The sequence below is a fragment of the Mesorhizobium sp. USDA 3734 genome, from assembly GCF_056279665.1.
Genome location: NZ_JBWCCW010000001.1, coordinates 899,935 through 914,835, shown reverse-complemented (window position 1 = coordinate 914,835; position 14,901 = coordinate 899,935). Strand labels below are relative to the sequence as shown.

9 protein-coding genes and 3 pseudogenes are annotated in these 14,901 nt (G+C 59.4%); 4 read left to right on the top strand and 8 right to left on the bottom strand.

Annotation, left to right across the window (positions count from 1 at the left end; all coding sequences use genetic code 11):
- Window positions 1-4: 4 nt before the first annotated feature.
- The gene (locus ACZ89F_RS04405; RefSeq protein ID WP_476090568.1) at window positions 5-2,107 is read right to left on the bottom strand and encodes an acetate--CoA ligase family protein; all 2,103 of its coding nucleotides are present in this window, start codon (window positions 2,105-2,107) and stop codon (window positions 5-7) included.
- A 36-nt stretch (window positions 2,108-2,143) separates the two neighbouring features.
- Window positions 2,144-3,709, bottom strand: a complete 1,566-nt coding sequence (locus ACZ89F_RS04400; protein WP_476090567.1) for an ABC transporter substrate-binding protein — start codon at window positions 3,707-3,709, stop codon at window positions 2,144-2,146.
- Between the two features lie 518 nt (window positions 3,710-4,227).
- Here ACZ89F_RS04400 and ACZ89F_RS04395 point away from each other — a divergent pair.
- Complete coding sequence (locus ACZ89F_RS04395; protein WP_476090566.1) at window positions 4,228-4,968, top strand: SDR family NAD(P)-dependent oxidoreductase; 741 nt, start codon at window positions 4,228-4,230, stop codon at window positions 4,966-4,968.
- 207 nt (window positions 4,969-5,175) lie between these two features.
- Window positions 5,176-5,274, top strand: a pseudogene (locus ACZ89F_RS04390) (thiazole synthase); the annotation flags it as partial.
- 164 nt (window positions 5,275-5,438) lie between these two features.
- On the opposite strand, the gene ACZ89F_RS04385 reads toward ACZ89F_RS04390, so the two are convergent.
- A complete protein-coding gene (locus ACZ89F_RS04385; protein WP_476090565.1) occupies window positions 5,439-5,840 on the bottom strand; it encodes a hypothetical protein in 402 nt (133 codons plus the stop codon).
- 183 nt (window positions 5,841-6,023) lie between these two features.
- Between ACZ89F_RS04385 and ACZ89F_RS04380 the strand changes: the two are divergent.
- Window positions 6,024-7,029, top strand: a pseudogene (locus ACZ89F_RS04380) (IS481 family transposase).
- A 631-nt stretch (window positions 7,030-7,660) separates the two neighbouring features.
- A pseudogene (locus ACZ89F_RS04375) lies at window positions 7,661-7,903 on the top strand (DUF3363 domain-containing protein); the annotation flags it as partial.
- Window positions 7,904-7,977: 74 nt separating this feature from the next.
- Here ACZ89F_RS04375 and ACZ89F_RS04370 read toward each other — a convergent pair.
- The 5 genes from ACZ89F_RS04370 to ACZ89F_RS04350 form a co-directional block, all read right to left on the bottom strand.
- On the bottom strand, window positions 7,978-8,802 hold the full coding sequence (locus tag ACZ89F_RS04370; RefSeq protein WP_476090564.1) for an energy-coupling factor transporter transmembrane component T family protein: 825 nt from the start codon (window positions 8,800-8,802) through the stop codon (window positions 7,978-7,980).
- On the bottom strand, window positions 8,799-10,547 hold the full coding sequence (locus ACZ89F_RS04365; protein WP_476090563.1) for an ABC transporter ATP-binding protein: 1,749 nt from the start codon (window positions 10,545-10,547) through the stop codon (window positions 8,799-8,801). The genes ACZ89F_RS04370 and ACZ89F_RS04365 overlap by 4 nt, the downstream gene beginning before the upstream one ends.
- A complete protein-coding gene (locus tag ACZ89F_RS04360) occupies window positions 10,531-11,118 on the bottom strand; it encodes an ECF transporter S component (RefSeq protein ID WP_476090562.1) in 588 nt (195 codons plus the stop codon). Before ACZ89F_RS04360 ends, ACZ89F_RS04365 begins: the two co-directional genes overlap by 17 nt.
- Window positions 11,119-11,194: 76 nt before the next feature.
- The gene (locus ACZ89F_RS04355) at window positions 11,195-13,354 is read right to left on the bottom strand and encodes a TonB-dependent receptor (protein WP_476090561.1); all 2,160 of its coding nucleotides are present in this window, start codon (window positions 13,352-13,354) and stop codon (window positions 11,195-11,197) included.
- A gap of 716 nt (window positions 13,355-14,070) precedes the next feature.
- On the bottom strand, window positions 14,071-14,892 hold the full coding sequence (locus tag ACZ89F_RS04350; RefSeq protein ID WP_476090560.1) for an AraC family transcriptional regulator: 822 nt from the start codon (window positions 14,890-14,892) through the stop codon (window positions 14,071-14,073).
- Window positions 14,893-14,901: the final 9 nt, after the last annotated feature.

The window sequence follows — 14,901 nt, the reverse complement described above, 5'->3', positions numbered from 1 at the left end:
ACAGTCATTGGGCCGCCATCTGAGCGTTGATGGAAATTGCCTGGCTGTCGCGTGCGACGACCAGCGCGTCCACTGCCACGCATCTGTCGCCCTCGATCTTCAAAGGATTTACGTCAAATTCTGCGATCAGATCGCCGAGCGTTCTGATTATCGTGCAGAACCGTCCGCAGACATCGACGATTGCCGAAACATCAATGGCCTCCCTGCCTCGCATGGCCGGGAAAAGACGGCTTACCTTTAGATTCTCAACCATGGTGGAGAACTCGCCATTCGAAGCCTTCGAAAGGGCAAACCGTCGATCTCGAAGCGCTTCGATATACTCGCCTCCGTGAGCGAGCATCATTAGGGGTCCAAACAAGGGATCGTGCGTCAGGCCCAAGGCAAGCTCGACCCGTCCCGACACCATCTGCTGAGCGATGACATTGGGCCCCAGCTTGCTTTCCAACCGTTGATAGGCTCGTTCAAGCTCGTCCTGACCCGTGATGTTCAAAATCACGCCGCCGACGTCCGATTTGTGCTGGATGCCAACTTCCGCCGTCTTCAAGGCAAGGGGAAAGCCGAGTTCCGCCGCCGCTGCGGCCACGCTCTCGCGACTGCCGGCCTTCGCACTCCTCGCCACCGGAATGCCGAAATCCTCAAGCAGATTCAGTCCGTCGCTTTCGTCGAGAGCGTGACCTGCCGAAAGGCGCGTCCTCCACTTTCTGACGATTGCCTGGTCGACGGGCAGATCGTCGGGCGTTTTTTCACGCAGCCGGAAATCACGATAGAGGTTGAAACATTTTACGGCCTGCAGCGAAGACCGCATCCCATTTACGCATGGTATACCTGCGCGAGACGAGGCGACTGCAAACTGCTCGTTCAGCGTGCCGGACAGACTGTTGGAGAAGAAGAACGGTATCTTGCTGCGGTTCCCGGCGCGCCGTGCAGCGTCCGGCAAATCCGGGAAGATCGAGAAAAAGTCGTTTTCATCAAATTCGCACATGGCGATCGCAGCGCTTGGCTCCTCCGTGAGAACATCCACGCAGCTTTCAAAGGCTCTCGTGTAGTTGTCATCGACAGGCCCTCCCGCATCAAGCGGATTGCCGGGGCTGAGGCTTGGGGGGAGTATCTTTCTCAACATGTCCTGAGAACGCGGCCCAAGCGGCGCGAACTTCACGCCCATATCGTGCGCCGTGTCGATAAGCAGTTCGCGCAGACCGCCAGAATCTATGACCGAAAGCAGGTCGCCTCTTCTGTAATCCCGGCAATGCGACAGCACATCCGCACAAGCGAGCAGGTCGTCATGGAAATCGACTTCCATTACGCCATAGTGCTGGAACAGCGCTTCAAAGCCCGCGCTATCGCCCGCGATGGCACCAGTATGGCTTGCGGCGGCAGCGGCGCTTTCACTGGTCTTGCCGACGCGCGTCACGATGATAGGGATACGCTTGCTGCGTGCCTTCTCGAGGGCGGCCTCAAAGGCCACTGGATCCCGGACCGTTTCAAGGAACAGCGCGATGACCCTTGTAGAAGGCATCTGCAGCGCGAACTCGATATAGTCCGCGACAGTGCCATTCACCTCCTGCCCTGTGGACACCATCATATTGAAGTGATGGCGGGCTGAACTGGTCGAAAAGTGGGTAAATATCGACCCGGAGTGCATGATTGCCGCTATGCCGCCCGGCTGACGGGGTCTACCTGGCGTGAAGGTGACGGAGGTTCCGGCGTCAAAGTTCCGAAACCCCATGCAATTGCCGCCCAGAATAAAAAGCCTTCTCTCCCTAGCGACATCCACGATCCGGGAAAACCTTGGGTCTTCCAGTTCGAAGCGGTCGAACACGACAGCGCTGCCTGCGCCGGTGTGGAATATCTGGTCGAACGTGCCGGGGATGTTTTTGCCTCCAACGGCAACGACAGCGAGGTCGACGGGCTTGCCGATGTCGTCCAGCGAGTCAACGCAAACCCTCCCAGCGATTTCGTCGTACTTTGGATTGACCAGATGAATATCGCCGTCAAACCCGCCGTCCATCAATATTTCAAGCGTTCTCTGGCCGACCGACCCAATGCGTGGCGACGCACCCACGATTGCAATGCTGCGCGGCGAGAGAAGCCGTTTCAAAATGTCCATCTTGCACTTGATCCAGTATGATTTCCGAGGCGAGACTTAGGAAAATCTCCAGCGCTCGATGGCGCGAAAGTTTTCAAGCTCGTAGCCGCTTGGTGCCAGCGGGCCGAAAACCACGTTCTGTGAGGTCGCCATCAGATGATCGACGAAACCGATCACGATCGTGGCGCTGTCGTCATGCAGGATTTGCTGCAACTCGAAATACATTTCCTGTCGCCGTTTTTCATTCAGTTCCCGCCGCGCCTGCGTAAGAAGGCTTTCGAACCTGTCGCTGGACCAGCCCGTGACATTCTCGGCCGATGCTTTCGAGTATCCCTGGGTCAGCAGCGAATCCTCGGTGGAGCGACCAGACCACCACTCCGCATAAAGCGGGACCTTGCCCCACGTCTCGCTGTAGTAGCCGTCGCTCGGAGATCGCACCACGCTCAGAGACACCCCACCCTTCGCGGCCGACTCCGCAAAGAGCGTCGCGGCATCCTCGCATCCCGGAAAGCCGACGTCCGAGACATGGATGGTCGTGTCGAGTGACGTCAAGCCGGCCTTCTTCAGGTAAAATTTGCCCTTTTCCGGATCGTAGACGTGCGGATCGCGCAGACTGTTGTTGTGAAAGCGATATGAGGCCGCTATCGGATTGTCATCGGACACCGTGCCATAGCCCTGGAGCGCGATATCGATGATTTTCTGCCGGTCGATGAGGTATTTCATCGCCAGCCGGAGATTGTTGTCATTGAAGGGTGGGCTGCCCATGCTCATCGAAAAATTGTAGTGCATCGACCCCTTCGTGGCGGCGAGCTTGACGGGTCCGGCTCCCATCGCGCTGATAAGCTTCGCCAGTTTTGGCGATAGTCGATTGACGATGTGGACCTGGCCCGACTGGAGCGCGGACAGCTTGCTTTGAGCATCGTTGATGCCGAGGATTTCCACGGCTTCGAAATGTGCCCGATCCGCCTTCCAGTAGTTTTTATGCCGCGACAGGCTTGCGCGAATTCCAGGCGCGAAGTCTTCGAGTTTGTAACCTCCAGTACCGTCGCCCTCCTGCCAGGCAAGCTGGCCGTCCTTGGCGGGGCAGATCGCAAAATTCGGGTGCGTCAGCAGGCCGGGGAAACTGACATTGCCGTCCTTCAATTTGATGACCGCAACATTTTGCCCGTCAGTCGTCACGTCTTCGATGGACCCGACGACTGCGAGTTGCGCGCTGGTCGATCCCGGGCGCCTGTGATGATTGAACGTCGCGACAACGTCCTCTGCCGTGAGGGATTTGCCCGAGTGGAACTCCACGCCCTTCCTCATGGTGAACCGCCAGACTGATGCGTCGGAGTTGCTCTCCCAAGACTCGGCCAATTCAGGTATCAAGGAGCCCTGGCCGTCGATTTCGACAAGGCAATTCCGCATGCCGGTCTGCAACAGGTAGACGAACGGCCACCTGGCGTTCGCCGCGTCGAGATCGTCCGTCGAATTGGCGCCATCGATTCCGAATTTGCAAAGACCACCCGTGCTGGCAAATGACCTGTTCGGCGCCAACGCCTGCATACCCGCCGCAGTTCCAGCAGCGGCCAAAAGATTGAGTACGTTTCTGCGAGTGAGCGTCAACCGTTTCACAGCCATCCCCTTTTCCGATTTTTTATGTTCTTCCCGCAACGAGACCATAAGTTTGCGCAGCCCGTACAGTCGTTAATATTTGCCGCTTAATAACTTTTCTTTATGTGACTCTAATTCGGCGCAGTGACTATTACAGCGAACGACCGGCGGTTTTTGAGACAAGATGACAACTGGAAGTTTTCGGCGGCGCGCGGCTACCTGGCAAGTCTGGTTTACGAGCCGAAAGCTCCCGATCTTCGCGATGAGGAGCACGCCACATCAGGGCATGCCGACGCTCAAATAGCAGCCGAATCACCGTCGCTGCCAAGCCTGCCACCCACCTGCAAGGCGCAACTGCGGAATTCTCCGAGCAAGCTTTTAAAGGCGACGGCAGCTCACGAGACGATGGTTGAATAACTTTGCCTTATGAGACGCATCCCTTTACTCATTCAACGACATTGAAGGAAACCGATAAAAGTTCGAGCGCTACGGTCGAGTGCTGAGTGTCGAGCGAGGAATGTCGGGCGAATTGTGGAGTTTGCGAAATGCGTCTTAAAGACAAAGTGGCTCTGGTGACCGGTGGCGCCAGCGGATTTGGCGCTGAAATTTTCCGCCGTTTTGTTCAAGAAGGTGCAGTGGTTGTTGTCGGTGATATCCAAACTCAGGCCGGGGAGCAGTTGGTATCGCAATATGTCCAGCGGTCGGCTTTCGCACAGCTCGACGTTCGCCTGGAACGGGATTGGCGCAGGGCAGTCGACCTCACGATGTCACGATTTGGACGGCTGGATATTCTAGTAAACAATGCAGGTATTGCTTCGGGCACCTCGGATATCAATGACCTGCCGGCTTGGAATCGTACTATGGAGATAAACGCTACTGGATGTTACTTGGGCATAAGAGAAGTCCTGCCTGCCATGACGGCTCAACAGAGCGGGTCAATCGTCAACATTTCCTCAATCGCGGCGATGGTGGGGGCGGGCATTCACCCAGGATATTCCGCATCCAAGGGTGCACTGCGCGCTCTCACGAAAGAGATCGCAATTAAGTACGCGGCCCAAGGCATAAGGGTAAACAGCGTGCACCCCGGTATAATGACTGCAATGAGTTCTAGCAACACGAAGGGCGATCCGAGCGTGCTGGCACGACGCGTTGCCGCACGTGTTCCGATGGGGCGCATTGGAACCGCGGAAGACGTGGCAGCTGCAGTGCTATTCCTGGCTTCGGACGAGGCCAGCTATATTACGGGTGCTGAGTTGGTGGTCGACGGCGGATACCTGGCATCCTAGCGTTCCACGAATGTGGTGGAACGGCATGATTGCAGCTCTTCTGGTTGGCCCTGGGACCCGTCGTTGCCAGTATTGCTTCCAGGCACCGACAGACGAATTTCTGGATCCATCGACCGGCTCGATCTGCGCTCCAACCTCTAGGCCGTCCCGGGTCACCGACTACAAGACCGGACAACTGCCCCAAAGACCCGGAGAAGATGACGGTCGACCACGGCGCCGAACACCGCCGGCTGGCACTCCGTCAAGGAAGCGGTGACCACCGCGAAAATGGCGCGCGAAGCCTTTGGTACGAGCTGGATCAAGCTCGTACGTGGCGTGTGAACTATACCGTCACGATGGATTCGTTGCCACATGCGACGGGCGCTATCCGCCGTCGCCTGCTACCGCTTGGGAGGCAACTCCTTAGTCGTATGCGTTGCAAAGGGCTCAACGATGAGGTTAGCCGGGCGGCAAATCTACTCGTGAACAGGTTACGTATCAATCGCGCGGGCCGTGAGATTATCAATAGCGGTATACCTGCCACGAATAACTTCGTCGCCTGTGTTACTCTCATAAATAAGGAACTCAAAAAGAATATCCCGAAAGAGCGCAAATTTTGGTCGACAGAAGAATTTGAGGGAGCCATCAAGAGCCTCGAAGAAATCCTCAACACTCTGACGAGAAGATATAAGGGGATCTTGGGTAGCAAAGCCAAAGGGTAAGACCCCCTCGTTGCTCTCCATGTCGACCGGGTCGCCGGTTCTCCACACTTGCGGAAAGGCGACGAACTGCGATCGCTGCGAAGAGAGAATCGCGACTGCGGCAACCTGCTTCCAGATCCCGAAGCAAAAGAGCGGCTTCACCGCTCGACCGATCTTCTGCATCGCCTGCACGAAGGAGATCGTGGAGAAGACAAAAGCCGACTTGCTCGTGATCGAAGCGGAACTCCAAGCTCAGGTCTGAGAGGTAGTGGTTGCTGGGGCGGAGCCGCCCCTGCTGCTATAGCGTTATCAGGCTAGATGTTTCATCCCGGGCTTTGATGGGGCATCCTTATCTTCCGAATCAAAGGATGCGCTATGGGCCAAGTTCTGCATGGGAGCGCCACAACGACAGAGGCGGTCCGTCGAGCGATACAGCATAGTCAAGAGAGCCTGAGGACGCTGGCCAAGCGCTACGGGATCAACCAGAAGACGGTTGCGAAGTGGAAGAGGCGAGCTTCGGTCGCCGATCTACCGACTGGTCCGAAGGAACCGCGATCGACGGTGCTCTCGATCGAGGAGGAGGCGGTCATTGTCGCTTCCGCCGCTATACGCTGCTGCCGCTCGACGACTGCCTCTATGCGCTTCAGGCGACCATCCCGCACCTGACGCGGTCTTCATTGCATCGCTGTCTGCAACGCCATGGCATCGGCCGGCTCCCGGATGTCGAGGGCGACAAACCGGCGAAGAGGAAATTCAAGAGCTACCCGATCGGCTACTTCCACATCGACATTGCCGAGGTCAGGACCGAGCAAGGCAAGCTGCACATGTTCGTCGCTATCGACCGCACCTCGAAGTTCGCCTTCGTCGAGTTGCACGAGAAGGCCCCCACAGCCGTATCAAGAGACTTTCTGCTGCGGTTGATCGCGGCCGTGCCCTACAAGATCCACACCGTGCTTACCGACAACGGCATCCAGTTCACAACCCCTGGTGCCGGTGGCTCGGCGGTGCCGCTGATCAAGGAGGCAATCGCCAATGGCGAGATCTTCCGCGCTCACGCCTTCGAATACGCCTGCGCCAGGAACGACATCGGGCACCGTACGACCAAGGCCAGGCATCCGTGGACCAACGGCCAGGTCGCCACCGTCAAGCGCTTCTACTACGAGAGCCACGACCAACTCCGCACCCATCTCGCCGACTTCGTCGCCGCCTACAACTTCGCCCGCAGGCTCAAGACCCTCAAGGTCTCACGCCCTACGAGTTCATCTGCAAGGCGTGGGCGTCACAACCGGAACGCTTCAAACTCAATCCGCTCCAGCAAATGCCGGGACCAAACATGTCGGCGTCTGCCAGCGCTCGCGTTGCCGTAGCGAATTCCTCCTGAACACGACGCTACGTCGCCTCCGCTTGCTGCAGCATCTCCGGAAGCTTGTCGGGACTGACTTCACGATCCGCTCCCACCGCAGAGTTCGCGTTGGCGTCGTCCGTTCTCGCTCTTTCGAGAGCGGCGGCGAGGTCCGCGGACGTGCGGGTGGCGGCGTCGAGGGTCCGTTGGGCTGCGTCACGCGCGCGGACGGCGCGCGAATGCTCGACGTTCGATGCCTGGCCACCCAGGGCTGGGTGCGTTTGCCAGCGGACCTTTCGGTAGCGCCTCGCGCTTGTCGCGGCGACAGCGTCAGCCATCGGCAGCATCGCCGCAGCGGTCCCGATCGCAGGGCATCGCCAAGGGCACGAAGACGTCGCGGACGAGCAGCGGGCCGGGCCTGAAACGGGGGGACGCGGCGCGGTCTTCGTGCGCGCCCCCACCCTGTCGGGCGGCTGGCGCCACAGCACGCCCGGAGCGCGCCGCGTCGTCGTCAAAGCCCGCTACATTCAGGGCGCAGGCAAGAACGGCAAGTCCGCCGCCCATCTGCGCTACATCCAACGCGACGGCACCTCGCGCGACAGCGAGCGCGGCCAGCTCTACTCAGCGAACGAGGACCGCGCCGATGCGCGCGCGGGAGATCGAACTCATCGGCGGCGAGATGGCTGCGACGAAGAACCTGCCGTTCCGCGCCGCCAGCGACGGCGAGACCGTCAGCGGCAAATTCACCGGGACCGTCCAGCTATCGAGCGGCAAGTTCGCCGTCGTCGAGCAGAGCCACGAGTTCACCCTTGTCCCGTGGCGCCCGGTCATCGACCGCCAACTCGGCCGTAAGGTGAGCGGTATGGTGCAGGGCGGATCGGTGTCGTGGCAGATTGGGCGACAACGGGCCTAGCTCTATAGCGATGTTTCGGTTGCCGGATGAAGGCGCCGAGGGCCGCTCTTGGATCAGGCAAACCCGATCGCACTTTATCCTGGATCGCGCAAATCTCCGCTTATGGCGAGAAGTCCAAGCATTCCAGTTGTGACGAAGACCGCCGCAATGCCAGCCCAGACTGCCATGACGAATATCACGTCGCGAGCGCGGACCACCGACGGCTGACGGTCGCTACGGGAACTGAAGGCACCGAAGCCGCGTGCATCCATGGCAAGGGAGAGACGTGTGGCGTAGCGGGCACCGGCCGCGAGCAGCGGAACGATCGATCGTCCTGTGCGACGCAAATAGCCGACCGGGCCATCAGGATCGATGATGCCGCGCGCCCGCTGAGCCGCGCGCAATGTGAGGAGCTCCTGACGGTAACGGGGTGCGAATCGCATCGCGGCGATCGAACCGTACGCAAAGCGATAGGGAATGCGGCATTGGTGGACCAGTGCGCTTGCGAGCTGGTCGGTCGTTGTGCCGAGGGAGCCAAGCAACGCCAACATCATCATCGCCGCCAAGCGCACGGCGGTTGAGGCGCCAGCATGCACGGCGGCGGCGCGCAAAGTAATCCACCCGTCGATGATAATAGGCGAGTCCCTGACGAGATCGGATCGGGTGAGCAGAGCGAAGACGAGGGTCGTCCAGGCGCCGACCAGCAGTATCGCTACGGCTCCGGCGAGCAACGCGCGAAGCCGCAGCGGGACACCAGAGACAATAGCGACGAGCGCGAGCCCTGCGACGACAGCGGGGGTGGCGATGTCGCGGGTGAGCAAGAGTAGAGCGAGCGGCGGGAGCGTGGCGGCGAGCTTGGCTACCGGGTTGATCGTCGCCAGCCAACTCCGGCGGGTTGCGGTATTGCGCCCGTCGCTCATGGTGTGATTTCCCGGATCTGCCCGGTGCGATAGACCGAGTGCCATTCAGGTCTTTCATTCGCGAGTGCGAGCGCGGTTCGGCGCACCGGCGGGGGACGGAGGCCTGCTCGCTCAATCAGCCTAGCGTCGCAAAGGACTTCTCCTGTCGCGCCCACTTGGAGGAGATGCCCCTGTGAGAGCAGGGCCACGCGATGGGCATGGTCGGCGAGGAGCTGCAGATCGTGTGTGATCATTATTATGGTGATGCCCGCGGCGTTCAGTTCGCAGATCATGCTCACGATTTCGCGCGCACGGGCTTGATCCTGCCCGAAGGTCGGTTCGTCCAGGATGAGAATTGTCGGCTCCGCAATTAGAGCAGTTGCGACGGAAAGCCGGCGCTTCTCGCCGTGGGAAAGCAGAAACGGATTCACATCGGCACAGCGGGCCAGATCAAAACGCCCGAGCATGCGATCAACACGATCGCCGATTTCGTGTTTGCAACGGCGCCGGACGCGCAGGCCGTAAGCGAGTTCATCGCGGACGGTGCGCGCGAGGAACTGATGCTCGGGATTCTGGAACACATAGCCGATACGATCACCGATCTGCCGAGTATCCAACTCGGCGGTTGAGGTGCCGGCAAGCACGATCGAGCCGGACGAGAGCGGAACCAGACCTGCGATCGCGCGAGTGAGCGTGCTCTTTCCAGCCCCGTTGACACCGGCAATGGCAAGAAACTCCCCGGACCTTATCCGAAGATCAACGTCATGGAGCACAGTCACGCCCCCAAGCCTAACACTGGCGGCGTGAACGTCGATCGCAACATCTTGCTGGGCAAGCACCTGATCGTGCGATCTGCCCGGGTCGGTAGTCGATACGATCGTGCTCTCAGGCGTTTCGACCGCATCGAGCGCCTGAGCAAGCTCGCTGACTATCAGCGGAAACACCCGGTCGGGATCGGCGTCAAGACCCAGGCGGAGAGCGACACCGGTTACGGTTGGAAGCCATATTCCGCGTTCAGAAAGATCGCGCGCATGCCTGCCGATCACTTCGGCAGGAGTTCCATCGTGAATTATGGTCCCGTTGCCGTCGAACACGACGACACGATCGGCCAACGGGAGCGCGTCATCGAGTTCGTGTTCGACCAGGACAATCGCACGCGAGGCGTCCTTAAGGGTTGCGAGAGCTGCGTAAAACTCGGCTGAAGCGACTGGATCAAGGTTCGCGGTCGGCTCGTCGAGCACGAGCACCGGCGGATCAAGAGCCAGCGCGCAGGCGATTGCAAGGCGTTGCCGGCCACCGCCGGACAGTTCGATGGGGGCGCGGAGCGCATCCTTACGGCTTGTGGCTAAGCCCATCCTGCGAAGAGCGGCGAGAGCACGGATCTCGATCTCATCCACCGGAACAAGTAGGTTCTCCAGCCCGAAGCACACCTCATCCAGCAGGCTGCCTGTGACAATCTGGGCATCCGGGTCCTGGAAAACGATCCCGACCTTTGCAGCGAGCTGCCCGGCGTCGATATGCCTGGTATCGATGCCATCGCATAGCACCTGGCCGTGTACGTCCGCTTCCACGCTGTTCGGAATGAGGCCCGCGAGGGCCAGCATGACAGTGGACTTTCCGCAGCCGGAAGGACCGAGCAGCAAAACCGTTTCACCGGGATCGATGTTGAGATTGATCCGATCACCGATCCATCTCTCGCCCGTATCATAACGTATGCTGACGTCTTTCAGAGAGATGACGGGTTTCGTCTTATCGGCTGTCGTCACCACGGAGCCCTCCCGCAATGCCGGCTCGGGCGAGCGCACGAGCGACGACGAGGGACAACAGACTCCCCGCGACAAAGGAGGCGATCTGGACGATGCAGATCAAAGCGACCAGACCGCCGTCCATACTCGGCAGGTTGTACGTATAGATGCTGATGGCGCAGGAGATGAGGCCAGAGATCACGCCTGCGGCTGTGAACATGATCCAGCCAAACCAGCGGTATCGGGTCACGAAGAATGGCATCTCCATGACGGCGCCCCACATCGCCATCACAACGACCATCAGCAAGGCGCCTGGAGACACGATCAACACGACACCGGCAGCGGCCGCGCCGATCACACCCGAGCCGCAGCGTCGGAGCACGGCAAGCGGCAGCAACGCGGCCATGCCCCACAAACCGAACGAAGCGGAGGCGATGGGCGGAAAGGCGGTCGTAAAGCCGACAAGGACAAGATTGACCGGGACTAGAATAATGCCGATCGCTGCACCGAGAGCCGCGGCGATCAGGATCGTTCGTGTGCTGTAACGCCGGCGGCGCGAAGCAATAGGTGAGCTATGGCCAGAAATAGACACAGGCTGGTCCGATCGAAACGTGAGCGAGCGTGTTGGTCCCGGTCGGCTGAAGCTCGACACGGGACCGAGACGACGTTCAGAAAGTCTTGGTGATGCCAACGCCCACGATGCGGCCCTGGCCGACATTGACTGTCGGGACGCCGTTGAGGGGTGCGCCAAAAGCCTCGTAACGCTCATCCAGCAGGTTGCGTCCGAAGGCGTAGACCTCGAAATCCCCGCCGTCGTTCTTCCAGCCAACACGCGCGTTCACGATATGGTACGGATCGAGGTCGAAGGAATCTTCGGGATCGGCCGCGCGAGAACCGTTGAACTGATACTGGACGTTGAATGAGAACGTCCCCGGCAGGTTCATGACCGATCCAGGCGCGTCGTATTGAAGCGCGGTGGAGAACGTCCAGTCGGCTGTGTTCGGGACGCGATTGCCCTCCACCCTGGCGTAGTTCGCTCCGTTGGCGCCAAGAGAGCTATGCGTATAACCGACGCCGCCGATGAAGCTCAGGCCCTCCGTGATCCGGGCACGGGCCTGAAGCTCGAAACCGCTCGTTTTATAATCCTGATAGGTCGTCTTGAATGCGAGAGGTGCCCGCGGATCGAGATAGGCGATAAGGCCATTCTTGATATCGTTGTGAAATACGCTCCCGTCGATCTGCAGGCGGTCGTCGAACAGGCTTGCTTTCACACCGGCTTCGTAGGTCCAGCCTGTCGCGGCAGGATACGGATCGGGAAGGACGCCGTTCACGACGAACGGCAGGAGCGAGTAGACGCGCGTCGAGTGTCCGCGGGCCACCGAAACATACGTCTGAATGTCGTCGGTCCACTTGTAGGACAGTGCGAGCCTGCCGGTCGGATACGTCTGCGTGGTCGAATTGCTGCCGGTCAGTCCCGGCAAGTTCAGCGCGTTGGTGAAGCCTGCATCGATATAGTCATAGCTTAGCCGTGCGCCGGCTGAGACTTCCCAGCGCTCGGCGAACGGTATCGATATGTCGCCGAACAGACCAAGATTCGTGCTGTCGATGGACGCCGTCGTCGTGTTCGGCGGGAGCGTGCATTGCAAGGCGTCGCACAAGCGGCTGCCTTCGGTGCGCACCACGCTCGCGCCCACGACCCAGCGGATCGGATCGCCTTCAAGCGAACTCAGGCGAAATTCCTGACTGTAGATATTCTCCTTGTCGATCGTGCCGCCAACGCCAGGGATAGCAGGCAAACCAATCTTGTCGAAGACGAGCTTGTCAGCAAAACTGGACCATCTCTCGCTTTCATTGCGCTGATACGCGCTGATCGAGGTAAACCTGAATTGATCGAATTCGTGTTCGACCTTTAACGTTACATCTCCATGCGTCGTTTTTGCGTAGGGCTCTGTGAGCGTTCCGCTGATCGGGAAGCCAGGAGTGTCGCGTAACAGAATCGCCGGGGCGTTGCCCTTGTCGCTCAAATATGAGCCGGACAGGGTGATCGTGGTGTTCTCCAGGCCGGTAAAGCGCAGGCCACCACGGAAAGCGCCGATATCGCGTTTGCCGAGATCTTCGGTAAACAGACTGTTGATGTCGCCGTCCTGGTGTCCAAAGCGAACCGCCATCCGTCCGTCGAGCGCACCGGGAATGATATTGCCGCCGAGAACCGCTTCACCCATGCGGTAGCCGTTCGATCCGATCTCTGTCGTGAAGCGAATATCGCGTTCCCCGTCAGGCTCGTTGGTCACGACGTTGATGGCGCCACCCAGCGCATTGGTGCCCCAGAGCGTGCCCTGCGGCCCCCGCAGGACTTCGACGCGATTGACATCGAGCAGAACGCCGGAAGCGCTCATCATGCTGTTGGGAACACCATCGACATTGAAGCCAACGGTGCCGTCGGAGAAATTGAGCGGCGTTCCGAGAGAGCTTATGCCGCGGATCGAAAAGAACTGCGTCCCCGCGCCACGGTCGACCCATTGAACATTGGGAGAATTGCGCGCGATGGCAGGGGCGGATGCAAAGGGAGCTGCGGTCAGGTCTTCCGGCGAGACCACGGTGATGCTCTCAGGCACGTCCTGAAGTCGCTCGTCCGTTTTGCGCGCGGTGATGATGATGGGATCAAGAACCGTGGTGTTTTCGGTTTCGGGACGCGACGAGCGCTGGCTTTCTTGCGCAATGGCCGGTTCTATTCCAGAGAAAGCGAAGGTCAGCGTAATCGCGCTCAACATCAGATTACTTTTATTCCAAAGTGCCATACCAGCCCCCAACGACGATTCGACGGACATATCTGCGAATGATCCGCATTATCGACGTTGATAAACTTGAGTCTGAAACTCGCCTTTCGCTGTTTCGCCAAACAGATTTCCGATCCCGCCAAAATGCTCGTTAAGGGCTTTCGGGGTTATCGGAAGGGACTATTTACTGGCGCCTGCTCGGTGCAATCAGCTCATCCTTGCCCGTTAAGATGACACTCTGGCGGCACCGCTATTTGAGACCGGCAATGGTCCGGCAGACAAGGATTCCCTTGATGATCGATTCTTGGAGGCTTTCTCCGTCAAACAGACCCGCACCCAGGGTCTGGTAGCGGTGATGTCTCGGTCCCGGCGTTTGCATCTTCGTTCGGCATGTATGTTGATCTGCCTTATCACGGCGTTCCCGCAACCCGTGCTGGCTGCCGCTCCTGAGTCTGCTGTCAAGAAAGCTTGCGAAGCGGAGATCCTGTCAATCTGCGTGCGACCTTGGCGGCCTACGCCCGACGCTATATCGAACTGTGTCGAGGAAAATCGCCTCAAGCTCTCCTCGACGTGCAGAGTTCTCTGGGCCACTCTCCGCGAGTGCCAGTTGGAGGTAAAAGAGGTGTGCGGCGGACTGAACCCGCTCACGATCAATCATTGTTTGAAGAACTCCATCGGCAAATTCACCCCGACCTGCCGGAAGACGTTAAACGATAGATGACTTTCTCGTTGCTGCCGGGCTATCGGGAGAAGACGTCCTTTCGCGGTCACCGCGCATCATCGCCACTGCCGCGCTCCGCGAAATAGCGGCCGGGCGACTTGCCGGTCGTCTTCTTGAACATGGTGATGAAGCTGCTGGCCGTCTCGTAGCCGAGGTCCAGCGCCACCGCCTGAACGCTGTCGCCGCCCGCCATGCGCTGGAGTGCCAGTGTAACGTGAAGTTGGTGACGCCAGCGCCAGAGACTCATGCCGGTCTCGTGTCGCATCTTCCGGCTCAGCGTTCTCTCGCTCATCGCGCAGCGCACCGCCCACTGCGCCACCGATGACTTGTCATCAGGAGCGGACATCATCATGTCGGCGAGACGCCGCAGGCTGGGGTCGGACGGCAATGGAAGTCGGTGATCTTCAGTCCGGGCAGCGCTCAGTTCATCGAGGATGACTGGAAGCAATCGGACTTCCGGTCCATCCAGGGGGTAAAGCGCACTAAACTGCGCGGCGCGGATCAGTGCCTCACGCAGCAGGGGCGAGACGGACATCGTGCAGCAGGCCCGTGGAAGGTTCGGATAGACATTGGGATCGAAGAACAGAACGTAATATTCGGTCTTGCCGAACGCCTGGCACTTATGCGGCGTGCCGGATGGAATCCATACTGCGCTTTGCGGAGAGACGGTCCACAGGCTACGCTCAATCTCGCACGTGAGGACACCCTTCACAGTATAGATCAGTTCGCATCTGCGATGCCGATGCTCTAAAACCTCAAGGCGGTTTGCGACCTGCCTGAGACCGATGGCGACGACAGGCCGAGGAATCCTGTCGATTTGAGCGACGTCCCGCTGCACGTATTGCAATGCGGTTTCCAAACCATCCATGCCTGCCTC

Bases quoted from the DNA above. Each gene is read 5' to 3' on its own strand.
- ACZ89F_RS04405 (WP_476090568.1), bottom strand. From the start codon at position 2,107: ATGGACATTTTGAAACGGCTTCTCTCGCCGCGCAGCATTGCAATCGTG.
- ACZ89F_RS04400 (WP_476090567.1), bottom strand. From the start codon at position 3,709: ATGGCTGTGAAACGGTTGACGCTCACTCGCAGAAACGTACTCAATCTT.
- ACZ89F_RS04395 (WP_476090566.1), top strand. From the start codon at position 4,228: ATGCGTCTTAAAGACAAAGTGGCTCTGGTGACCGGTGGCGCCAGCGGA.
- ACZ89F_RS04370 (WP_476090564.1), bottom strand. From the start codon at position 8,802: ATGAGCGACGGGCGCAATACCGCAACCCGCCGGAGTTGGCTGGCGACG.
- ACZ89F_RS04355 (WP_476090561.1), bottom strand. From the start codon at position 13,354: ATGTCCGTCGAATCGTCGTTGGGGGCTGGTATGGCACTTTGGAATAAA.
- ACZ89F_RS04350 (WP_476090560.1), bottom strand. From the start codon at position 14,892: ATGGATGGTTTGGAAACCGCATTGCAATACGTGCAGCGGGACGTCGCT.